The sequence below is a fragment of the Hymenobacter wooponensis genome (genome assembly GCF_004745865.1).
In the GTDB taxonomy this organism is placed as follows: Bacteria; Bacteroidota; Bacteroidia; order Cytophagales; family Hymenobacteraceae; genus Hymenobacter; species Hymenobacter wooponensis.
Window position 1 is genome coordinate 1 of sequence record NZ_SRKZ01000010.1, and the last position, 21,293, is coordinate 21,293.

General features: G+C 59.9%; 18 protein-coding genes. 14 read left to right on the forward strand and 4 right to left on the reverse strand.

Annotated elements, in window-relative coordinates; genetic code table 11:
- Nucleotides 1-787: alpha/beta hydrolase fold domain-containing protein (locus EU557_RS24055; protein WP_135533002.1), on the reverse strand; the 787-nt coding region annotated here is incomplete at its 3' end.
- Nucleotides 788-955: 168 nt separating this feature from the next.
- On the opposite strand from EU557_RS24055, the gene EU557_RS24060 reads away from it, so the two are divergent.
- Both EU557_RS24060 and EU557_RS24065 read left to right on the forward strand, forming a co-directional pair.
- Nucleotides 956-1,270, forward strand: a complete 315-nt coding sequence (locus tag EU557_RS24060; RefSeq protein WP_135533003.1) for a winged helix-turn-helix transcriptional regulator — start codon at nucleotides 956-958, stop codon at nucleotides 1,268-1,270.
- A 304-nt stretch (nucleotides 1,271-1,574) separates the two neighbouring features.
- The gene (locus tag EU557_RS24065; RefSeq protein WP_135533004.1) at nucleotides 1,575-3,905 is read left to right on the forward strand and encodes a DUF5682 family protein; all 2,331 of its coding nucleotides are present in this window, start codon (nucleotides 1,575-1,577) and stop codon (nucleotides 3,903-3,905) included.
- A 187-nt stretch (nucleotides 3,906-4,092) separates the two neighbouring features.
- Here EU557_RS24065 and EU557_RS24070 read toward each other — a convergent pair whose 3' ends face one another.
- Nucleotides 4,093-4,506 (reverse strand): response regulator, encoded by a 414-nt coding sequence (locus tag EU557_RS24070; RefSeq protein ID WP_135533005.1) that lies wholly within the window; start codon nucleotides 4,504-4,506, stop codon nucleotides 4,093-4,095.
- A 103-nt stretch (nucleotides 4,507-4,609) separates the two neighbouring features.
- Nucleotides 4,610-7,225 carry a M1 family metallopeptidase gene (locus EU557_RS24075; RefSeq protein ID WP_135533073.1) on the reverse strand — a complete coding sequence of 872 codons (2,616 nt, stop codon included), beginning with the start codon at nucleotides 7,223-7,225 and terminating at the stop codon, nucleotides 4,610-4,612.
- A 53-nt stretch (nucleotides 7,226-7,278) separates the two neighbouring features.
- On the opposite strand from EU557_RS24075, the gene pxpB reads away from it, so the two are divergent.
- From pxpB to EU557_RS24115, 9 genes are all read left to right on the forward strand, one after another.
- On the forward strand, nucleotides 7,279-8,022 hold the full coding sequence (gene pxpB, locus EU557_RS24080; RefSeq protein WP_135533006.1) for a 5-oxoprolinase subunit PxpB: 744 nt from the start codon (nucleotides 7,279-7,281) through the stop codon (nucleotides 8,020-8,022).
- Complete coding sequence (locus EU557_RS24085; protein ID WP_135533007.1) at nucleotides 8,012-9,019, forward strand: 5-oxoprolinase subunit C family protein; 1,008 nt, start codon at nucleotides 8,012-8,014, stop codon at nucleotides 9,017-9,019. Before pxpB ends, EU557_RS24085 begins: the two co-directional genes overlap by 11 nt.
- Nucleotides 9,016-9,795: a LamB/YcsF family protein gene (locus EU557_RS24090; RefSeq protein ID WP_135533008.1), complete on the forward strand. Its 780-nt coding sequence runs from the start codon at nucleotides 9,016-9,018 to the stop codon at nucleotides 9,793-9,795. The genes EU557_RS24085 and EU557_RS24090 overlap by 4 nt, the downstream gene beginning before the upstream one ends.
- Before the next feature lie 44 nt (nucleotides 9,796-9,839).
- Nucleotides 9,840-10,982, forward strand: coding sequence for an NRAMP family divalent metal transporter (locus EU557_RS24095; RefSeq protein ID WP_135533009.1), 1,143 nt, complete (start codon nucleotides 9,840-9,842; stop codon nucleotides 10,980-10,982).
- 183 nt (nucleotides 10,983-11,165) lie between these two features.
- Nucleotides 11,166-12,596, forward strand: a complete 1,431-nt coding sequence (locus EU557_RS24100; protein WP_135533010.1) for an amidohydrolase family protein — start codon at nucleotides 11,166-11,168, stop codon at nucleotides 12,594-12,596.
- A 42-nt stretch (nucleotides 12,597-12,638) separates the two neighbouring features.
- Nucleotides 12,639-13,013, forward strand: a complete 375-nt coding sequence (locus EU557_RS24105; RefSeq protein WP_210116123.1) for a peptide deformylase — start codon at nucleotides 12,639-12,641, stop codon at nucleotides 13,011-13,013.
- The gene (locus tag EU557_RS26010) at nucleotides 12,910-13,176 is read left to right on the forward strand and encodes a peptide deformylase (RefSeq protein ID WP_281062618.1); all 267 of its coding nucleotides are present in this window, start codon (nucleotides 12,910-12,912) and stop codon (nucleotides 13,174-13,176) included. Before EU557_RS24105 ends, EU557_RS26010 begins: the two co-directional genes overlap by 104 nt.
- A 161-nt stretch (nucleotides 13,177-13,337) precedes the next feature.
- The gene (locus tag EU557_RS24110; RefSeq protein ID WP_135533011.1) at nucleotides 13,338-13,700 is read left to right on the forward strand and encodes an Imm51 family immunity protein; all 363 of its coding nucleotides are present in this window, start codon (nucleotides 13,338-13,340) and stop codon (nucleotides 13,698-13,700) included.
- A 94-nt stretch (nucleotides 13,701-13,794) separates the two neighbouring features.
- Nucleotides 13,795-14,124 carry a hypothetical protein gene (locus EU557_RS24115; RefSeq protein ID WP_135533012.1) on the forward strand — a complete coding sequence of 110 codons (330 nt, stop codon included), beginning with the start codon at nucleotides 13,795-13,797 and terminating at the stop codon, nucleotides 14,122-14,124.
- Nucleotides 14,125-14,192: 68 nt separating this feature from the next.
- On the opposite strand, the gene EU557_RS24120 is transcribed toward EU557_RS24115, so the two are convergent.
- On the reverse strand, nucleotides 14,193-16,628 hold the full coding sequence (locus tag EU557_RS24120; protein WP_245326377.1) for a zinc-dependent metalloprotease: 2,436 nt from the start codon (nucleotides 16,626-16,628) through the stop codon (nucleotides 14,193-14,195).
- A 264-nt stretch (nucleotides 16,629-16,892) separates the two neighbouring features.
- On the opposite strand from EU557_RS24120, the gene EU557_RS24125 reads away from it, so the two are divergent.
- The 3 genes from EU557_RS24125 (at nucleotide 16,893) to EU557_RS24135 (ending at nucleotide 20,960) form a co-directional block, all read left to right on the forward strand.
- Entirely contained in the window at nucleotides 16,893-17,255 is a 363-nt protein-coding gene (locus EU557_RS24125; RefSeq protein WP_342588280.1) for a GIY-YIG nuclease family protein, read from the forward strand.
- A 222-nt stretch (nucleotides 17,256-17,477) separates the two neighbouring features.
- Nucleotides 17,478-18,602, forward strand: coding sequence for a VWA domain-containing protein (locus EU557_RS24130; RefSeq protein ID WP_210116125.1), 1,125 nt, complete (start codon nucleotides 17,478-17,480; stop codon nucleotides 18,600-18,602).
- Nucleotides 18,603-18,647: 45 nt separating this feature from the next.
- Complete coding sequence (locus EU557_RS24135) at nucleotides 18,648-20,960, forward strand: glycoside hydrolase family 2 TIM barrel-domain containing protein (protein WP_167855346.1); 2,313 nt, start codon at nucleotides 18,648-18,650, stop codon at nucleotides 20,958-20,960.
- Nucleotides 20,961-21,293 lie beyond the last annotated feature (333 nt).

Consider the following 21,293-nt stretch of genomic DNA (forward strand, 5'->3'; position numbering starts at 1 on the left):
CAACCCGGCAGTCTGCGCACCCGACGACGAAACGCAGGGTGGAATGATGACTATATGAGCCAGCTTTTAACCTGCGTCCGCGAAAACTGCCGGATGGCAGTCCTCTAAATTTGATGCGTACGCCCTGCTGTAGGTAGTGGCTGGCCATAGAGGCCAGGGAGGCTTGGGTAAACATGATGTCGGCTTCCGCGCGGGTTTGCATGCTGGCAGAGGTCAGGGCCAGGTCAGTCCAGGGCGAGAATACTACTGCAACGCGGGGCGCCGGGGCTGCTGTAGGTTCCTGACTAGTCTGGTGCAGGGTAACCAGGGCCAATCCGCCGCCCGCCGAATCGCCGGCCAGTCCCAGCCGCAGCCGGCCCAGCGCAGCAAGTCCCCGGTAGGCCATGAGCGCATCCTCAACGGCAGCCGGGAAAGGCTGCTCCGGAGCGAGCCGGTAATCGGGTACAAAGAGGTCAAGACTGGTGCGGGCCACCAATTGGCTCACAAAAGATAAGTGGGTTTGGGCCGAGCCTAGCACGTACGCCCCACCGTGCAGGAAAAGCACGGCGCTGGCCGGGTCGCGGTTGTAGGCTGGTCGGACCCAGTAGCCCGCAATACCGCCCACGGCAGCGGCTTCGAAGGTGACGGCGGGGGCCGCGGGTTTGCGCTGCATGATGGCGGCGTACGGTGCCCGGCCCGCGGGTCCGGTGATATTGCCCTTGATGGCCGCGACGGCCTGGCCCATTGCCGCAACTGTTTCCTGGTCGGCGGCGGTGGCGGAGTGTAAGAAGGCGGGAGGTGTTGTCATGGGAAGACGCAGAGAGTAAGATCAGGCTGGCAAGACGCTTCATAAGCCAGCTAATGGTGTATGCTTCGGCAAAACTCTCCCCATACTTTACCTTTGTCAAGTACTTACCACGGTGTCAGGTACCTACCCAGAGGTAAGAAACACTGATAACCAGGCTTAAATAATTTTATGGCTTCTGCGCCTAAAGAAACACTTTGCCCCGTTCGGAGGGCCATGACCCTGATAGGCAGCAAATGGAAAGTGTTGCTATTGCAAAACCTTCGCGACGGCCGGCAACGCTACGGAGAACTTAAGCGCCGGCTACCTGACATTAGCGAGAAAATGCTCATCCACGAGCTGAAACAGTTAGTAGAGGCTGGGCTTGTGACAAAGCACGCCTACCCCGAAATTCCACCCCGAGTTGAGTATGAGCTGACCGCTAACGGGCAGCAGGCCTTGCCCGTAGTTGACAGCATTATTGCCTTTGGGCGTCAGTACTTGTAGGCCAGTTTTCCTTGGCCTCAAGGTTTTGAGCTTCTGACAAAGGCATAAAATGCCCCTTCACAACCATGATGCTGGTGCCTACCCCAGGAATACAGCCTGGCAGGAGCTAATCGGTCAACCGCCCGGCTCTTTGCTACGGTTACGGCCTCGCAGCCTCCTTGCTTTTCACTGGGCAGGATGGAAATTCTGTAGCTCCACTTGCTGTAGCGGCAGAATACCCCCTGCCGCTATGAGCGGTGTAGGATGTAAGTAAAGTTCTGCGGAATTTGCCGGAACAGAGGCGACATCCCTCTTGTGTTACCCCATGCCCACCGACCTCCGCCTCTACGGTATCCGCCACCACGGGCCCGGCAGCACCGCCAGCCTTTTAAAGGCGCTGGATGAGTTTCAGCCCGATTTGGTATTGCTGGAGTGCCCCGCAGATGGGGAGAATGCCCTGGCGCTTGCTTCCAATCCGGAACTGAAGCCGCCGGTGGCTTTGCTGATTTATAACCCCAAGCAGCACGCCCAGGCTAGCTTTTTCCCTTTTGCGCACTTCTCGCCGGAGTGGCAGGCGGCGCAGTGGTGCCAGCAGCACGGCGCCCACCTACGCTGCTTCGATCTGCCGATGACGCTGCGGTTTGCCTTGGCCGATTCCGTAGAGCAGGTGCCGGCTCCGTTGCCGCAAACACACTCGCCGCAAGAAGGCGAAGCTGCTGGCACTGGCCTAGAGCAAGGCCTAGAACAAGAGCAAGGTGGTGAGCCCGAAACCAACTCCTTGCCTGAGGAACAGGAGCTTGCAAGTGATATTGTGCTACGGCACGACCCCATTGCCCACCTCGCCCGCCTTGATGGGTACACCGACGGGGAGCGGTGGTGGGAAGCCCGCATTGAGCACAGCGCCGGCCACGCCGATACCTTCGAGGTAGTGCTGCACATGATGACTGCCCTACGGGAAGAGCTGGCCCAGCCGGAATCGGAAGAAACCTTGCTGCGAGAGGCCTACATGCGTGAAACTATGCGTGCCACCCTCAAGCAGGGCTACCAGCGGGTGGCCGTGGTGTGCGGAGCCTGGCATGCCCCGGTGCTGCGCATTGAGGAACTGCCGCGCTACGCCAAAGACGACAAAGCCCGCCTGAAAGGGCTGGGCAAGGTAAAAACCGAAGCTACCTGGGTGCCGTGGACCTACGAGCGCCTGGCTTTTCAGTCGGGATACGGGGCGGGGATACTCTCGCCGGCCTGGTACGAGCTGCTGTTCGCGGAACCCCACGACCGGGTGGTTACGCACTGGATGGTGCGCGCCGCTCACCTGTTGCGGGCCCAGCAGATTGATGCGTCGTCGGCGCATGCTATTGAGGGCGTGCGCCTGGCTGAAACGCTGGCCGCCGTACGCGGACTGGCCCTGCCCGGTATTGAGGAGCTGGAAGAAGCAGCCGTGAGCATCTTCGGGGGTGGCTACGCCGAGGCCCTGGAGTTGGTGCACCAGCAGCTGGTAGTGGGGGAAGCCCTGGGCGAAGTGCCCGAGGAACTGCCGGCTTCTCCGCTGCAGCAAGACCTGGCCCAGCAGCAAAAGGCGCTGCGCCTGAAGCCCGAAGCCACATCCAAAACCCTGGCCTTCGACCTGCGGAAAGACCTCGACCTGGGCCGCAGCCACCTGCTGCACCGCCTGCAGTTGCTCACTATCCGGTGGGGTAAGCCCCAGCAAGTGCAGGGCAAGAGCGGCACCTTTCATGAGGTTTGGGAGCTGCAGTGGCGCCCCGAAATGGTGCTGGGCGTGCTGGAAGCCGGCCGTTGGGGCAACACCATTTTGAGCGCCGCCAGTGGCGCAGCCCGCCACCGCGCCGACCAGGCCACCGATCTAGGCCAGGTGAGCCAGCTGCTGGAAGAGGCCCTGCGCGCCGACCTGGCCCCGGCCCTGCCGGCGCTGGTGGCCCGCCTCGAAGCACTAAGCGCGGGTACTCGCGATGTGGCCCACTTGCTCACGGCCCTGCCCCCGCTGGTAAATGTGCTGCGCTACGGCAACGTGCGCCGCACCGAAACTGCCCAGGTAGCCCAGGTAGTGCATCACTTGGTGCCGCGCCTGTGCATCTCGCTCCCCCTGGCCTGCACCGGCCTCGACCGCGACGCCGCCAGCCAGCTGCTGGAGCGCCTCGAGGCCGCCCACCAAGCCATTCGCCTGCTCCCCGATGACGACCAGCAAGCCCATTGGTACGCGGCCCTGCACATCATTAGCCGGCAGCCAGCCAGCAGTGGCCTACTAGCCGGCGTGGCTACTCGCCTGCTCTTCGACACCCAGCAGCTAGCCCCCGAAGAAACGGCCACCCTGCTAGGCCTAGCGCTGGCACCCTCCCAACCCACCGACTACGCCACTGCCTGGATTGAAGGATTTCTGCGCGGGAGCGGCCTGCTGCTCATCCACAACCGAGTACTCTTTGACTTGCTGGATGAGTGGCTGTCGGGCCTGGAAGAGGCCGTTTTCCAGGAAACCGTGCCCCTGCTGCGCCGCTCCTTCGCCGACTTCAGTCAGCCGGAGCGTCAGCAGGTGCTGGCCCTGGCCGTGGGTGGCGCAGCGCCCCAAACCGCGCCAGAAGCCGACTTCGACCTCGAACGTGGCCTGCGGGTGTTACCACTGCTTCGGGAACTGCTAGGTGTATAGGCCGCGCAGGGGTTTGTAACGCGGTACTTCGCGTCTTGCTGGCAGCCTAGCTAACCATCAGGCACTGGTATCATTCACTGCGGGAAGTTCTAGGCCAGTGTTTGAGGGGTAGCCGCCCAACAGAGAGACGCATTATATTGCGTCTCTACTCTGTGCGCTGCTCTGGGGGGTCTGGCTAATGTTGCTATTAATTGGGGAGCTCCCGCTGGAAATGCTCTTGTAGCAGCTCTTGCACCATTTGCTTGGTTAGCGGCTTGCTCAGAAAGCCTTGGATAGACAGATCCTGGAGGCGGGCCATGTCGCGCGGGTGCAACGAGGTGGTAAGCATCACAATCACCACCGATTCTTTGGCCCCATATTCCAAGGGCTCGTAGGCCTCCAGGAATTCAAACCCGTTCATCACCGGCATATTTACGTCCAGCAAAATAAGGGGTGGGCAGCCCTGCTCCTGGCACTGTTGCTCAATAATACTCAGGGCCTCCTGCCCATTCTGGGCCACCAAAATCTTGTCAGCTACTTGTAAGCCTTCCAGTAGTAAGCGGTTAAGAAAGTTAGTGGTCTTGTCGTCATCTATCAGCAGGATACTGGAAAGCTTTTCCATTAAATAAGAAGCAATATCACTTTAGGCTCGCGTTGATAATAACGCAAGCCCAAAGGTACTGTTGCCCACTCAAAAGGCCTCCTGTTGAGCTTAAACGCACTTTTTACAGCACGAGCTTCTCTGCCCGAAACACATCATCGGCCGCTTGCAGTAGCTTGGCTCGCAGCTTTGGGTTATAGCTGGGGTGGGCAGCCAGAAACTCCCGCACCGTGCGGGCGGCAGTAGGCGTCTGGTAAGATCCTAACGTGGCCTGCAGCCAAGATGCCGGAAAGAAAATGTCGCCGGTCTGTTGAATTTCTTCCAGCAGCGCCAGGCTTTGGGGCAGATACTTCTCAGAGGTAGCGGCCCGCAACGGGTGGTGCAGGTAGGCCAGGGCCGCCGTCACCCAGGCCTCTTTCTCCCGGTTCTTTTCGTCAGAGAGAGAGGCGAAGAAAGCGTCGCGGGTTTGTACATCGGGCGAGAGGGCCGGCATCAGAAACTCCATGCGCTTCTTGCGGTCAGGGTTTTGGATGCGGGTGAGCTGCTTGGGCAGAATGGGCGTGCTGGCGGGGTAGTCGCGCACGGCCAGGGCTAGCGCCAGGGCGGTGTAGTCGTCCTCGGTGAGCTTCACGCCGGCGGGGGCCTGCTCCTTATCCCAGAGCTGGTAGAGGCGCGTTTGGGCCTCCTTGGTCAGGGCTACCGACTGATAGGCCTTGAACAGCAGCTTTTTGGAGTTGGCGGCCGGGTTTTGCTGCATAGTTTGCCAGAGCTCTTTCTCCAGCACGGGTGCCAGGGCCACACGCTCCGCGGGCTTCAGCAGCTTCCAGTAAATATCTGTCAGCTGGCCGGTCAGCAGCTTGAGGTTCAGTTCCTCCTTCTCCTTGGGTAGTGCCTGGCGGTACACCTCCAGCAGCTTGCGCGGGGCAATACTGCGCCCATTGAGCATGTTCTCGTAGAGATTCACGTAAGCCGTAGCGCGGGCCACCGGGTTTTGCAGGGTCGCTAGGCCAGTCGTTAGCTGTTTATCTACGGGGAACACGCCGTAGCCCAGGCCTGTGGAGTTGAATAAGATGGCCGTAGGCACGGCTTCGCCCCCCGCCTGGGGTAATGTCACCTCGCGCTGGTTCATGTTCACGGTCAGCTCCTTCGTACGGCCGCCGGGGTATACCAGCAGCACCTCGAAGAGTTGGGGCCAGAGGCGGTCGGAGCCGTCCTCAGCTTGCTGGGTGAGCTGCAGGCTGCTGATCTTGCCATTGCTGGTTTGCAGGCGGTAGTCGAAGATGGGACGGCCGGGCTGATTTACCCACACCTGGTTCCAGGCCTGCAGGTCGGCGGGGGTGCGGGCGTCGAGAATCTGAATGAGGTCGGGCCAGGTGGCGTTGCCGAAGCTGTACTTCTTCAGGTACTCCTGCAGGCCCAGGCGGAAGGGCTCCTCTCCCATCAGGCGCTCCAGCTGCCGCATCATAATGGGCGCTTTGTGGTAGATGATGTTGCCGTAGAGCGAGCCGGCATCCTTGAGGTTATCCAGTTCCTGCCGAATGGGGTTGGCGCCGGTGGTGCGGTCTACGCCATAAGCCGCCGGGTAGTGGTCGATGACAAACTTGAGGTCGTAGTTGGAATTGGCCACGGCCACCTGCGTGATTTTATCGGCCATGAAGTTGGCAAACACCTCCTTCATCCACACGTCGTTAAACCACTGCATGGTCACCAAATCCCCGAACCACATGTGGGCGGTTTCGTGGGCAATGAGGTTGGAGCGCGCTATTTTCTGGTCCTGGGTGGCGCCTTCGTCCAGAAACAGGGTGCTGGCTTTGTAGTCGATGGCGCCCACGTGCTCCATGCCCCCGTATTGGAAATCGGGCAGGGCCACGAAATCAAACTTGCGGAACGGGTACGGAATGCTGGTGTAGTCCTGCAGAAACTTCAGCGCATCGGCATGAATCTGGAAGATGGGGTCAAGGCTCAGGCGCAGCTTATCCTTATCGGTTTCCCGGTGCAGAAACTGCATTTCGCGGCCAGCCAGCGTGCGCGAGAGCCGTGTGAACTTGCCCGCCGCAAACGAGAACAGGTAGGTGCTGATGGTATCAGAGGGCGCGAAGCGCAGGGTCTTGCTCGTGGCCGTGCTGGTGGAGTCGAGCAGCGGGCCGTTGGCCATGGCCTGCCATTCGGGCGGCATCGTGAGCGTGAGCTGAAAGGAAGCCTTCAGATTAGGCTGGTCGAAGACCGGAAACACAGTTCGGGCGCGGTCGGGCACGAGCAAGGTGTAAAGAAAATCCTCGTTGCGGTTGAGGCTTTGATTACCGGCCATAAACTCAATCTGCACTTCATTGGGGCCGGTTTTTAGGCTGGCCGCCGGCAGCAGCAGGTGCTCAGCGCGATGTTCAACGGGCACTTTCTGCCCATTGACCGTAAGGCTTTTCAGCTTGTCGGTTTGCTCCTTGAAATCGAGCTGCACGGGCTGGCTGGCATCGGTCAGATGAAAGCGAACAGCTTCGACGGCCGCAATGGGCTGGTCCTTGCGCGACGGTACAAACAGCTGCAGGTCGTAGGCCAGGCGGGAAATACGGCGGGCGCGGTCTTGGGCCAACTCCTGACTTACGCCGGGCACCACGGCTACCGGTGCTGAGGACGAAGCGGGTAGAGCAGCTGTATCAGCAACCACTAATTTTTTGGAGCAGCCCAATAGGCCTAGGCTCAGCAGAAACACGCTGGTGCGCGCACCATTACTATATTGACGCATCATTCGAGAGGAGTTCCTTCAGGTCGAACACCCAAGGTAAAGCAAACCCACCGATGGAACAGCCTTCACCCCCCCACGATCTGCTGTCAACCGCACAGCTGTACCCCCTCGGCGATGCAGCCGTGGTGCTGCAACTCGGCGATACAATCAGTGAGGTCACCCACCGCGCCATTCAGGTCCTAGGCCACTCCCTCGATCAGGTGCCTTTCCCCGGTTTGCGAGAATATGTCTCGGCTTTCACCACCCTCACCGTGTACTACGACCCGTGGGTGGTAAGCCGGAATGGTAAACGCAACCCGTACAAAGTCGTGGCCGACCGCCTCTATTCGCTTCTTTGTGAGTTGCCCGCTGCTTCAGCAAGCGAAACCCAGCCCCTAGTAGAAATACCGGTGTGCTACGGCGGCAGCTTCGGCCCCGATCTGGCCTTGGTGGCCGAGCACACTGGCCTAGCGCCCGCCGAGGTGATTCGGCTGCACACCGAGCCGGAGTACCTGGTATATATGATTGGCTTTGCCCCTGGTTTTCCGTACTTGGGCGGCATGCCCGAGCAGCTCACCACCCCTCGCAAAGCGCAACCCCGCCCGCTGGTACCCGCCGGCTCGGTGGGCATTGCCGGGGGCCAAACCGGCGTCTATTCGTTGCCTACTCCTGGGGGATGGCAACTGATTGGCCGCACCCCCCGCCGCCTGTTCACGCCCGAGGCCGCCTCGCCGAGCCTGTTGCGGGCGGGGCAGCGGCTGCGGTTCGTGGCTATTTCAGAGGAGCAGTACGAACATCTTCTGGAGCATGAGCTGTAGCATCCTTCGCCCCGGCCTGCTCACCACCATCCAGGATGCTGGCCGCTTCGGCTACCAGCAGGCCGGCGTCATCGTGAGCGGCCCCATGGACCCTTGGTCGTTGCGCCTGGCCAACCTGCTGGTGGGCAACCCGGCCGGCACCGCCGGGCTGGAAATCACGCTGCTAGGGCCTACTATTCGGTTTGAAACCGACCACCTCATCTGCATGAGCGGGGCCGACTTATCCGCCACGCTTGATGACCAGCAGTTCCCCCTGAACCGGCCCGTAGCGGTGCGGCAAGGCAGTAAGCTGGCCTTTGGCGCCGCGCGCTCGGGCTGCCGGGCCTATCTAGCACTTTCGGGCGGACTCACGGTGCCCACCGTGCTCGGCAGCCAATCCACGTACTTACGGGCGCAGCTCGGTGGCCTAGCAGGCCGGGCTTTGCAGGCGGGAGACGTAGTACCGGCGGCCGGCCCCACGCCTGCCGGGCAACGGCTGCACCAGCGGCTTCTGGCCCACTCGGCCAGCCAGCGTTGGGCCGTTGCGCGGTGGTACCCGGCCGTTGCCCCGGCTCCTGCGGCCGGCACCAGCACTACCGTGCGCGCCCTCCGAGGCCCCGAGTTTGAGTTGTTCACGGAGGAAAGCCAGCAGGCTTTTTGGCAGCAGGAATTCACCGTAACCCCGAACTCCGACCGCATGGGCTACCGCTTGGCGGGGCCAGAGCTCCACCGGCAAACCGAGCGAGAAATTCTCTCCACAGCCGTTACCTTCGGCACGGTGCAGGTACCAGCCGCTGGAAACCCCATTGTGCTCATGGCCGACCACCAAACCACCGGCGGCTACCCGCGGATTGGCCAGGTCATTTCAGCCGACTTTTCCCTGCTGGCCCAGGTGCCGCCCGGCGGGCACCTACGTTTTCAGGAAGTCGGGCTTACTGAGGCGCAGTACTGGTATCTGCACCAGGAAAAACACCTTCAGCAACTTCACCGGGCCCTTGCCCTGCTCCACTATTCATGAACTACCCCCACGCCGTCGACCTAAACTGTGATATGGGAGAAAGCTTCGGCGCCTACTCCCTAGGCCACGACGAAGCCATTCTGCCCTTTATCACCTCCGCCAACATTGCCTGCGGCTACCACGCTGGCGACCCGGCCGTGATGAAGCGCACCGTGCGCCTGGCTCTGCAGCACGGCGTAGCCATCGGGGCTCACCCCGGCCTGCCCGACCTAGTGGGTTTCGGCCGCCGTGACATGGCCATTTCCCCGGAAGAGGCCTACGATATGACGGTCTACCAGCTAGGGGCCCTGGCCGCCTTTGTGCGGGCCGAAGGCGGCACCGTGCACCACATAAAACCCCACGGCGCCCTCTACAACATGGCCGCCGTGAACCCCGCCCTCGCTGAGGCCCTGGCCGAAGCCGTGTACCGGGTGCAGCCCGAAGCTTGCCTCTATGGCCTGGCCGGCAGCGCCCTCATCAGTGCCGGCCAGAAACTAGGCCTATCGGTGGCCCATGAGGTGTTTGCCGACCGGACCTACCAGCCCAACGGCACCCTCACGCCCCGCCGCCAACCCAACGCGCTCATCTCGGACCCTGCAGCGGCCATTGCTCAGGTAGTGCGCATGGTGAAGGAAGGCCGGGTGCGGGCCTTATCTGGCGAGGACGTAGCTATTCAGGCGGACACTGTGTGCATTCACGGCGACGGCGCCCACGCCCTGGAGTTTGCCCAGCAAATCAGGGCTAGGCTTCAGCAAGAGGGCATTGCCGTGCGGGCCCAACACCAGACCACCGCGTGAGGCCGGCCCGCAACTGGGGAGTGCTGCTTGGCGCCGCCTTCCTGATGGCTACCTCCGCGGTTGGCCCCGGCTTCCTAACCCAAACCACCGTCTTCACTCAAAGCCTAGGTGCCAGCTTTGGCTTTGTAATTCTCACTTCTATTCTGATGGATATTGGGGTGCAGCTAAACATCTGGCGGGTTATTGCCGTGTCGGAAATGCGGGCCCCGGATATTGCTAACCGCGTGCTACCTGGCCTAGGCGGCTTTATTTCAGCTTTGATTGTACTGGGAGGCTTGGCCTTCAACATTGGCAACGTGGGAGGCGCTGGGCTGGGCCTAGAGGTACTCACTGGTCTGCCCGTAACGGTTTGCGCCGCACTTGCTGCGGCCATAGCGCTGGCCATATTTCTCGTGCGCGAGGCGGGCCCTCTCATGGACCGCTTTGCCCAACTTTTGGGCCTTGTAATGATTGGAGCCATTGTGTACGTGGCCATCACTACCAATCCACCGGCAACGGAGGCAGCACTGCGCACCATTGCACCCGCCACTATCGACTTTACAGCCATCATCACGCTGGTGGGCGGCACTGTGGGCGGCTACATCACGTTTTCTGGCGGCCACCGTCTTCTCGATGCCGGCGTTAAAGGTCCGGAGGCCCTGCCTCACGTAACCCAGAGCGCCATCATGGGCGTGTCGGTAGCTTCCCTGATTCGGGTATTGCTCTTTCTGGCTACGCTGGGGGTAGTAAGCCAAGGCCTCGCCATTGATGCTGACAACCCAACTGCCTCGGTGTTTCAGCTGGCAGCCGGGCAGGTGGGGTACAAGCTTTTTGGGGTGGTCATGTTTGCGGCGGCCATTACCTCGATTATCGGCTCAGCTTACACCTCCATATCGTTCCTCAAGTCGATGGTTCCGAGTGTGGCCGAGTACGAAAACCGATGGATAATGGGGTTTATCGTGCTTTCAACCCTGGTCTTTATTAGCATCGGCAAACCTGTGACCCTGCTGGTATGGGCGGGAGCTCTGAACGGCTTTATTTTGCCCATCACCCTTGGCACGCTGCTCATCGCCGCCTACCGTCCTAGTGTCGTCGGCACGTATCGGCACCCGCTGTGGCTGGCAGCATTTGGCATCTTGGTGGTACTGGTGATGACGTTCATGAGCGGCAAGGTGCTGATGCAGCAAGTAGCAGGGTTCTTTGGATAAGATTTAAGTAAGACTATTGCTAGCTCCCCTCCCCAGATGAGGAAGGGTTGGGGGTGGTTGATGTGGCCTAGAACTGCTTTTAAATCTAGAGCTAGTTGACACCCAGTCGATTGTCAACCACCCCCAGCCCCTCCTCATCTGAGGAGGGGAGCTAGCTTCTAACCTAGCTCTAACCTCAGTAATATGAAGCTTCTCTCTCGTTTACTTGCCTGCTCCTTCCCTATCCTGGCTGGCTGCGCCACACAACCACCTCAACAGGCCTACGACCTCCTCATCACCCACGCCAATGTGGTGAACGTGGAAACCGGTCAGGTTCGGCCTGATCAGACGCTAATTATTACCGATGGTCTGATACGGCGTATAAGCCTACCCAGCGCCCAACTACCCGCAGCCAAGCGCACCATTGATGCCCAAGGCAAATACCTGATTCCCGGGCTTTGGGACATGCACGTACACTTTCGCGGCGGCGACTCCCTGATTACGGCCAACCGCAACCTGCTCCCGCTCTACCTGGCCCACGGCATAACAACGGTGCGCGACGCGGGCGGCGACCTGACGCCGGCGGTTTTCTCCTGGCGAGAGCAAATCAGGGCCGGAAAGCTGGCGGGCCCCACCATCTATACCTCAGGTCCTAAAATTGATGGCCCGAAACCTACCTGGGCTGGCTCTTTAGCGGTAGAAAATCAGCGAGATATCGACAAAGCCCTTGACTCTCTGCAGGTGTTGAAGGTCGATTACGTCAAGATCTATGAGAGCACCATCTCGCGCGATGCCTTTTTAAACACGATTTCAGCGGCCGAAAAGCGGGGCATGACCACCACTGGTCATATGCCTTATACTGCCACCCTGCGCGAAGCATCAGACCGAGGCCTGGATGCCTCGGAGCATTTGTATTACGTGTTTAAGGCTTGCTCTAGCAAGGAAGACAGCATCACCACGGCCGTGCAAAATAGTTTGGGCACCGCTAAGCCCCTAGGCCTGTTTGCGGTGCTGCCGGCTATTTACCGCACGTTTGACCCCGCCGCGGAGGCCCTTATTTACCAAACTCTGGTGAAAAACAAAACGGCTGTGGTGCCGACGCTCTACATACAGAAGCTGCTGGCCGAACTCCCCGTAACCGACCACTCCCGTGATACTCTACTGGCCTACATCGACCCCAAAATTCAGCGCACCTACGCCGGCCGGCTGAATGGGGCCCGCCGCCAGTCAGCGGCCACCCAGGCCTTCAACCGGCAGCTCAGCGCCAAGTTCATGACCTTGGTGCCTGCCATGCAGAAGGCCGGCGTTACGCTGCTGGCCGGCTCCGACAGCGGCGCGTCCAACTCCTACGTCTACCCCGGCACTTCCCTGCTGGGCGAGCTGGAGCTCATGGTGCAGGCAGGCCTCACACCCGCCCAAGCCCTGCGAGCCGCTACCATCAACGGCGCCCGCTTCCTGAAAGCCGACCAGCATTCCGGCACCATCCAAGCTGGCAAAGAAGCTGACTTGGTGCTGCTGGACCAAAATCCCTTAACCAACATTCGCAACCTGCGCCAGATCAACACGGTCATTGCACACGGTCAAGTCTACACCGCCGCCGATTTACATCGGATGCTGCTGGCGGTGAAGCACTAACTTTCGAGCGGCAAAACTCATCCTACATCACCCAACAGGCCTATGCCCATCCGTGAAATCCTGCAGCTAGGCCACCCGGTGCTGCGCCAGATAGCCCAACCCGTGCCCGACCCAACTGCGCCAGCCGTGACTGACCTCGTAACGGACCTAGCGGATACCGTAGGCCACTGGCGCGCAACCACTGGCTACGGCCGCGCCATTGCGGCACCCCAAATCGGTGAGTTGCAGCGCGTGATTTTGCTGCGCCTACCAGGCCGGCCAGTGTGGGCCGCTTATCAACCCCAGCATCATCGACCACAGCCCCGAGAAAATGATGGTGTGGGATGCCTGCCTGTCCTTCCTCTCCATTTTCATGCAAGTAGAGCGTTACGAGTGGATTACTGTGCGCTACCAAGACCTGCTAGGCCAGTGGCATGAAACCCGCGCCGGCCGCGAAGACGACCTCGCCGAGCTACTACAACACGAAATCGACCACCTCGACGGCATCCTGTCCATTGACCGGATGGTGGACGTGAAAAGCCTCTGCTCCCGCGAAGAGTTCGAGCGCCAGCACCGCGCCGATAGCCCGTATGGGCGCTGATGAGGTGAATAAAGCCCGTCATGCTGAGCGAAGTCGAAGCATCTCGCGTGCTGATGTTGTGATACTAACTAACAATTCGAGCCAGATGCTCGGCTGCGCTCAGCATGACATCTTAAAGGGAGAAGCCTGATTAGCCAACCACCAACCTCTACCTTTGGGCAATGGCAAATCTGTATCACCCCTTCGTTGTCTTCGATCTTCAGGAGCAGGCTACGCCTGAGCGCCAGTACCGCATTGTGGTGGATCTGTCCGACATGGAAGATTACTACACGGTGTTCGAGCGCTACGGCTTTAGCGGCAGCGGTGCCTCCTGGGCCGAGCACATCGAAACCATGGTGGAAGAACACGCGCCCGAACTGCTAGACCATATTGAACTAGCCGGCGAAGGGGAAATTTTCCGCGCCTATGCCGACAGCCGCACCAGCGCCCAACAGTTCCTGCGCCTTGTCCACCCCATCTTCGCCGACCTCGGCAGCCTCAGCAAGTACCTAAGTCAAGCCGACCCCGGCGACTTTTTTGAATGAGGTGCAGATGCGAAAACAACTCATTACGCTGCTAGTCCTAGCATCTTTATCCTCGTGCGGGCCTCACGAATATCGTCTCAGAGATTTGATAGACATGGCGGCTATCGATTCAGTTACGATTCACAACAATAGTGGAAACTATCGACTCAATGCTACTGAGTTACGCACCTTTCGAAATACTCTTGGTGCCATGAAATATCTTCCTGGAGCAGATTTGAAGATGGGCACTATTGGATTTGATATCTACCTCCAAGGTCAGGGCCACTACCTAGCCACTCGCACTCACGGTAAATACGTGAAGGTGCACCGAAGCTTGATCGATAAGAACAGCAGCTTTCTCCTTCCAATTTTCAATCCAGTAGAAAGCGAAGAATTACTTTTTGAATTTGATGAGGTAGTTAATATTGACAACTTCCGGAAGTAGCAGTTATCAGATAGCTTAAGAGCAAGAAAAACAAAAAGGGGGGCCTAGGCCCCTCTTTTTGTTTTTCTTTAAAACCCCTCGCACCCATCATCTCCAATCGGAGCGCCGTCAGGCATGGGCAGTGTAGGGGCGGGTTGAAACTTCTCAGGGGCTTCCTCGAACTGCTCGATGGTGCGTAGGGCGGCAAAGGCGGTGGCGCGGCGGCCCTCATCCTTACCCGACTTCTGCTCTTTGCGCAGGTCTTTCTTCAGCTCTTCTACCTTCAGGGCGGCCAGCGCTTTCACGTTCACGGGGGCCTGCGGAGCGGCGGCCAGGGCCAGCAGCTTCTGCAGGGTGAGCGTGTTTACCAGGCGCTGTAGCTCGCCGGGGTAGCCATTTTCGGGTTTGGCGCCCCAGGTTTGGGCCAGCAGCTTGTCGAGCACGGCGGCTAGGCCAGGTTGGTCGGCGTGGCGGGCGTGGTACTCTTCCAGGCGGGCGGCTCGCTGGGGGTTCAGCAGAAACTCCAGGGTAGTAGCCGCCGCCGATTCGGCGGCGCTGGTGGGGTCAAAGGTGAGGCCGGTGCGGCTAGGGAAGGTTTCGCGGGAGCGGCCGAAGTTCACGGGGCGCGGCGGAATTTTGGCTAGCAGCTCTTCGGAGAGGGACAGTTCACGGGACGAAATCGTGCGCATGAGGGCATCAAAGGCCTTCCACTGCTCGGCTGGCTCCACAAATTTGGTGATGGTCTGGCCGTCGCCTTTCACGGCGTAGGTATAATAGAGGCCACCTATTTCCTTGGACGCGGCCTCTACCTGGTAGCGCTGCAGTAGGTACATGGGCACCAGCACTTCTTCCAGCATGGCCATGGGCTGACCGGGTGCCAGGGCTTTCTCAGAGAAGCGGGCCAGCAGCTGCTTGCGCACATCCATCAGGCGGTTGAGCTCATCGGCAGCGTTGGAGCCCTCGTCCCAGAGGTGGGCGTACGGGTGGGCGCCCCCGGCGGCGCGAGCATCGGCGTCAGAAATGAATACGTACCCATCGGCTAGGGTCTGCTTCATAATGGCCTGCAGTGCGGCTTTCTCATCGGCTTGGGGGCCGAAATCCTGGTAGCCGTAAAGGATGGCTCGCTTGTCCCAGCTGCCGATGCCTACGGCGTAGGCGTCACTTAGGTCGATACTGCCATCGGAGCGCGTTTTGATGCGGGGCATGGGGTAGTCCATCACCGAGGAGCGGTCTTTGGTGCTGGCCGAGTAGTTATGGTATAGGCCTAGGGTGTGGCCTACCTCGTGGGCTGCCAGTTGGCGCAGGCGCGCCACCCCCATCTGCAGCATTTCGGGGCTGGTGGGCTTGCCGTCCTCATAGGGCTGCAGCAGGCCTTCCGCAATCAGGAAATCCTGACGCACCCGCAAGGAGCCCAGCGACACCTGCCCCTTGATGATTTCGCCGGTGCGCGGGTCGGTGATGGAGGCGCCGTACGACCAGCCGCGGGTAGAACGGTGCACCCACTGAATCAGGTTGTAGCGGATATCCATGGGGTCGACATCTTCGGGCAGCAGCTTTACCTGAAACGCGTTGCGGTAACCGGCCGCCTCAAACGCCTGGTTCCACCACGCGGCACCTTCCATCAGGGCCGAGCGCACGGGCTCGGGCGCGCCCCGGTCGAGGTAATAAATGATAGGTTCTACCGGGTCGCTCACGGCCGCGGTGGGGTCCTTTTTCTGGAGCCGATGCCGCACCAGCTGCCGCTTCATGATGGGCTGGTCGATGGGCGTGGCGTAGTCCATGTACTCATTGGCGTAGTAGCCGGACCGCGGGTCGAAGGCGCGGGGCTGGTACTTGCTGTCGGGCAGCTGGATAAAGGAGTGGTGCATGTGCACCGTCACGGCGTTCGGGTCGGGCGTAACGGAGCTTATTTCGCGGCCTTTGGCTTTGCCAGTGAGCGTGATAACGGCTTCAAATTCTGAGTTTTCGGGGAAAGCCTTGGTGTTGGGCATGAACACAGCCGAGCGGCTTTCTTCGGCCTTGTAAGCCCCTTGCTTGAGGTCTTCCAGCTTGTCGCCGATCTGGTGGGAGTCGCGCATCAGGAAGGGCGTCAGGTCTACCAGCACCTTGCCTCCCTCCTGCGCTTCGGCTTTAAAGCCCCAAATAACCGACTGCGCAAAGGCCTGCTCCACTGATTTCCGCTCATCGGCGTTCGGGCTCACGGCCCGGAAGTCGTAATTGGGCTGGAGCATCAAGATCTTGGGGCCACTCTTCACAAACTTCACAATGCGCTGCTGCCCAATCTGGCCGCGGTCCAGGCCTAGGTCGTTGGAGCCTACCCCGTTGGGCAGGGTGCTCACGTAGAGGATTTCTTGATCGAGCTTATCGATTTCGAGGAGAATGCGCCCGCCTTTCTCATCCCAGTAAAACGGAAAGAAGCCCGAGAACTTCTGCATTCCTTTCGTTTTCTCCGCCAGCGTTTGAGCCGAGACAAAGTGCGAGTTGACCAGCAGGGAGCCAATCAGCAAGTAGTAGAGTTTCTTCATGCAGTGGAAAGGATGAAATCGGCTTAAGGTAGAAAGGGAAGCGGGTTATCAAGCAACAGACGCCGCAAGTTTTGCGCAAGACGCATTTGGGCCGAGTGAATCTAGTGCTAGTTCCCCTCCTCAGCCGAGGAGGGGCTAGGGGTGGTTGAAGTGGCCTAGAACAACATAGAAGAACGTCATGTCGAGCTTGTCGAGACATCTCGCGTGCTGACGTTGCAATGATAACCCAACATCAACCCGCGCGATTCCTCGGGTCCTGGCTTGATGCGCCACATGCTCGGAATGACGTTCAACTGCAATAATTTCAGGCAGAACTATGAGACCAGTTTTATGAGCTATTTCGTCTACATGCTCAGCAATCCAGCCCGCACAGTTCTGTATATCGGTATGACCAATAATTTAGAACGCCGGCTGTACGAGCATAGCAAGGGGCTAGGAGATGCGGGTAAATTCACTGGCCGCTACCAATGTAACTTACTGGTGTATTTCGAAACTAGCCCAGATGCCGGACACGCAATTGCCCGTGAAAAACAAATAAAAAACTGGAGCAGGACCAAGAAAGAATGGCTAATTGAGACGTTGAATCCAACCTGGGAGCCTATCGATTTGCGAACTTGGAAGGGGTAACAATACTACTGTAGAATCAGCACGCGAGATGTCTCGACAAGCTCGACATGACGTTCTTCTATGTTGTTCCAGGCCACTTCAACCACCCCTAGCCCACACTAGCTTGATGCGCGACATTTTCCAAGGAGGGGAACTAGTTTTCTAGCTTCTAGGGCTAAACTGTGGGCAATTCCCGATTATACTGTTACTTGGAATTCCTTCTGCTACTCTTCTCTCATCACTGTGTCTTCGTCTTCTGCTGCCCGCTGGAAACTTGTGTTAGGCTCGCCTGCTGATGCGGCGAATGAAATTCCGATGTCGCCGGACTATGGGCGCATGGATGATGTGCTGACGGCGCTCTACGGCAACGATGGCGAGCGGAAAGCCGGCTTGGGTGGCTCGGCCCCCAAGGTGAGCCGCTGGCTGGGCGACATTCGCACCTACTTTCCCTCCTCGGTAGTAGCCGTGATGCAGCAGGATGCCATGGACCGCCTAGGCCTGCAGCAACTGTTGCTGGAGCCCGAAATTCTGCGCACGGTGCAGGCCGACGTGCATTTGGTAGGCACTCTGATGGCGTTGAGCCGGGTGATGCCGCAGAAGGTCAAGCATACGGCCCGTGAGGTGGTGGGCAAGGTAGTGCACGAGCTGGAGCAGAAGCTGGCCAACCCGCTGCGCCAAGCCGTGCAGGGCGCCCTGAGCCGGGCGGTGCGCAACCCGCGCCCTCGCTACGCCGAAATCAACTGGGCCGCTACCATCCGGGCCAACCTTAAGCACTACCAGCCGGAGTATAAAACCATCGTTCCGGAAAAGCTGGTGGGCTACGGCCGGCGCGGACAGGCCCTCAAGGAAATTGTGCTGTGCGTAGACCAAAGCGGCTCCATGGCCTCGTCGGTGGTGTACGCGGGCGTGTTTGGGGCGGTGTTGGCCTCTATTAAGGCCGTGAAAACCCACATGGTGGTGTTTGATACGGCCGTGGCCAATCTCTCCGAAAACCTGCAGGACCCAGTAGATCTGCTGTTTGGCGTGCAGCTCGGCGGGGGCACCGACATCAACCTGGCCCTCACCTACTGCCAGCAGCTCATCACCCGCCCCACCGATACCATCCTGGTACTCATCAGCGACCTGTACGAGGGGGGCAATGAGCGCGAAATGCTCAAGCGCGCCGCTACTCTAAAAGCGGCCGGCGTGACCATAGTAGCCCTGCTGGCCCTCTCCGACGACGGCGCCCCGAGCTTCGACCGGCGGATGGCCGAGAAACTGGCGGCGCTGGGTATTCCTAGCTTTGCCTGCACCCCGGCGGAATTTCCGCCGCTGATGGCCGCCGCCATTCAGGGCCAAGAGCTTAAGGGCAGCTACGGGCAAGCCTGACCCGGTCGGCTTCGGGTAGTGCAAGAATTAATGGCCGTCGTACTTATGCAACGCATCCTCTTTCTGGCTTTCCTGCTCCTGTCCGTCGCCATGCAAGCGCAACCTATCCCCGCCAAAACCACGCTCTTTGACGATGGCTGGCGCTTCCACCGAGGTGGCGCTCAGGGTGCCGAGAAACCCCAGTTTAACGATACCGACTGGCGCCTTCTCGACCTGCCCCACGACTGGAGCATTGAAGATGTACCGGGCACCAACTCGCCCTTCAACAAGGATGCCGTTAGCCAAGCCAACGGCGGCTTCACCACGGGCGGCACCGGCTGGTACCGCAAAACCTTCCGGCTGCCCCGGGCCCACAAAGGTCAGCGCGTGCAGGTGCAGTTTGATGGCGTGTATATGAATGCAGAGGTATGGCTGAATGGCCAGCTTCTGGGCACCCACCCCTACGGCTACACCAGCTTCTGGTACGATATAACCGACAAGGTGCAGCCAGAGGCCGACAACGTGCTGGCGGTGCAGGTGCGCAACGAAGGCCTCAACAGCCGCTGGTATTCAGGTTCGGGCATTTACCGGCACGTGTGGCTCACGGTGCAGGAACCAGTGCACGTAGGCCAATGGGGCACGTATATTACTACCCCGCAAATCACGCCGGAGGCGGCCCAGGTACAGGCTGAAACCCAGCTCTTCAATGAAAGCAGCGAAGTGGCTCCCCTGCGGCTCATCACTAGGCTGCGTAGCCCCGCAGGCCGGGAAGTGGCCCGCACCGAAGCAAGCCAAACACTTGCTGCCGGCGCCTCGGCCACGCTGGCGCAAACCCTCACGGTGAAAGCCCCCGAGCGCTGGTCAGTAGACAAGCCGGCGATATATATGGCCATTACGGAAGTGTATCAGCGTGACCAGCTGGTTGATCGGGTGGAAGCGCCTTTCGGTATTCGCTCCATCTCATTTGATGCGCAAACTGGTTTTCAGCTCAACGGGCAGCCGCTGAAGCTGCGGGGTGGCTGTATTCACCACGACAATGGCCCCCTCGGCGCTCGGGCCTACGACCGAGCCGAGGAGCGCAAGATTGAGCTATTGAAGGCCAGTGGCTTTAACGCCATCCGCTGCTCGCACAATCCGCCCTCCCCGGCCCTGCTCGCGGCCTGCGACCGACTGGGAATGCTGGTAATTGACGAGGCGTTTGACATGTGGCGCGAGGCCAAGAACCCCTACGACTACCACCTCTACTTCGACCAATGGTGGCAGCAAGACGTGGCCAATATGGTGCGCCGCGACCGAAACCACCCGTCCATTATTCTCTGGAGCATCGGCAACGAGATACCCGAGCGCGGCACCCCGGCCGGCGCCGCCACCGCCCGCCAGTTGGTGAGCTACCTCCGCACCCTCGATGCTACCCGGCCCATCACGGCCGGCGTGAACGACTTAGGACCTGATAAAGACCTCTATTTCGCGGAATTGGACGTGTCAGGCTACAACTACGCTGCCGGCGGCGACCACCACAAACCCGATATCTACGCCCAAGACCACGCCCGCCTCCCGAAGCGGGTGATGTTCGGCTCGGAGTCGTACCCCCTGGAGGCGTTTGGCAGCTGGATGGCGGTGTTGGACCACCCCTACGTGGTGGGCGATTTTGTCTGGACGGCGTTTGATTACATCGGTGAAGCCAGCATTGGCTGGCTGGGCTATTGGCAATACCAGCACTTTTACCCCTGGAACCTGGCCTACTGCGGCGACCTAGACATCTGCGGCTGGAAACGGCCGCAGTCGTACTACCGCGATGCGCTGTGGAAGCCCAATCAAGTGTCCCTTTTCGTGAAGCCACCCGCACCGTCCTTCCCCCTAAACCCCAACAAGGAAGAGTGGAGCAAGTGGGAATGGCACGATGTGGTAGCCGACTGGACCTGGCCCGTCCAGGAGAATCACCCCCTTACCGTGGAGGTATATTCTTCCTGCGAGCAGGTGGAGCTGCTGCTGAATGGGCGGAGCCTGGGCCTGAAGCCTACCAACCGCGCCTCCCAATTCACGGCCACCTTTACAGTGCCCTACCAGCCGGGAGAGCTAAAGGCCATCGGCCGCAACGGCCGCAAGCAGGTAAGCACCGCCACCTTGCGCACGGCCGCCCAGCCCATGCGCCTCGCCCTCACTGCCGACCGTAAAACCCTCACTGCCAACAATCAGGATTTAAGCTACATCACGGTAGAACTTCTCGATGCCCAGGGCACCCGGCACCCAAAGGCCGAGAATGCCTTGAAGTTTGAGGTAACCGGGCCGGGAGTAGTGGTTGGCGTGGGCAATGCCAAGCCGAACAGCCTCGAAAGCTACCAGCAGCCCCAGCGCAACGCCTGGCAGGGTCGGGCCTAAGTCATTGTGAAATCCACGGGGCAGCCCGGCACCATCACACTACGCGCCACGGCAGAAGGGCTTCCGCCCGCTAGCATTTCGCTGGAATCGCGCTAGTCTCTGTAGATGGCAAAAAGATTGCCGGGGTGAGCGTAGCTGAACAATTCGCCTGCTGCTGGTGCTCACTACAAAGCACGGCTCGCCTGTGAGAGACTGGCCTAGAAAACTTGTGCTGACGTGACAAGCTCCTTCCTTCGTCAGGATGCCGTGTGGGAGTAGGCGTAACGCATGGTTGACTACGCCAACGTCAGGCTTGGCTGCGCTCAGCATGGAGGGCTCACGAAGAGAAAACAG

Coding starts and splice junctions, on each gene's coding strand:
- EU557_RS24125 (WP_342588280.1), top strand. CDS start 16,893: ATGCGCCACATGCTCGGAATGACGTTCAACTGCAATAATTTCAGGCAG.
- EU557_RS24120 (WP_245326377.1), bottom strand. CDS start 16,628: ATGAAGAAACTCTACTACTTGCTGATTGGCTCCCTGCTGGTCAACTCG.
- EU557_RS24060 (WP_135533003.1), top strand. CDS start 956: ATGGCTTCTGCGCCTAAAGAAACACTTTGCCCCGTTCGGAGGGCCATG.
- EU557_RS24100 (WP_135533010.1), top strand. CDS start 11,166: ATGAAGCTTCTCTCTCGTTTACTTGCCTGCTCCTTCCCTATCCTGGCT.
- EU557_RS24065 (WP_135533004.1), top strand. CDS start 1,575: ATGCCCACCGACCTCCGCCTCTACGGTATCCGCCACCACGGGCCCGGC.
- EU557_RS24095 (WP_135533009.1), top strand. CDS start 9,840: ATGGCTACCTCCGCGGTTGGCCCCGGCTTCCTAACCCAAACCACCGTC.
- EU557_RS24115 (WP_135533012.1), top strand. CDS start 13,795: ATGGCGGCTATCGATTCAGTTACGATTCACAACAATAGTGGAAACTAT.
- pxpB (WP_135533006.1), top strand. CDS start 7,279: ATGGAACAGCCTTCACCCCCCCACGATCTGCTGTCAACCGCACAGCTG.
- EU557_RS24105 (WP_210116123.1), top strand. CDS start 12,639: ATGCCCATCCGTGAAATCCTGCAGCTAGGCCACCCGGTGCTGCGCCAG.
- EU557_RS24070 (WP_135533005.1), bottom strand. CDS start 4,506: ATGGAAAAGCTTTCCAGTATCCTGCTGATAGATGACGACAAGACCACT.
- EU557_RS24135 (WP_167855346.1), top strand. CDS start 18,648: ATGCAACGCATCCTCTTTCTGGCTTTCCTGCTCCTGTCCGTCGCCATG.
- EU557_RS24085 (WP_135533007.1), top strand. CDS start 8,012: ATGAGCTGTAGCATCCTTCGCCCCGGCCTGCTCACCACCATCCAGGAT.
- EU557_RS24075 (WP_135533073.1), bottom strand. CDS start 7,225: ATGCGTCAATATAGTAATGGTGCGCGCACCAGCGTGTTTCTGCTGAGC.
- EU557_RS24110 (WP_135533011.1), top strand. CDS start 13,338: ATGGCAAATCTGTATCACCCCTTCGTTGTCTTCGATCTTCAGGAGCAG.
- EU557_RS26010 (WP_281062618.1), top strand. CDS start 12,910: ATGGTGTGGGATGCCTGCCTGTCCTTCCTCTCCATTTTCATGCAAGTA.
- EU557_RS24090 (WP_135533008.1), top strand. CDS start 9,016: ATGAACTACCCCCACGCCGTCGACCTAAACTGTGATATGGGAGAAAGC.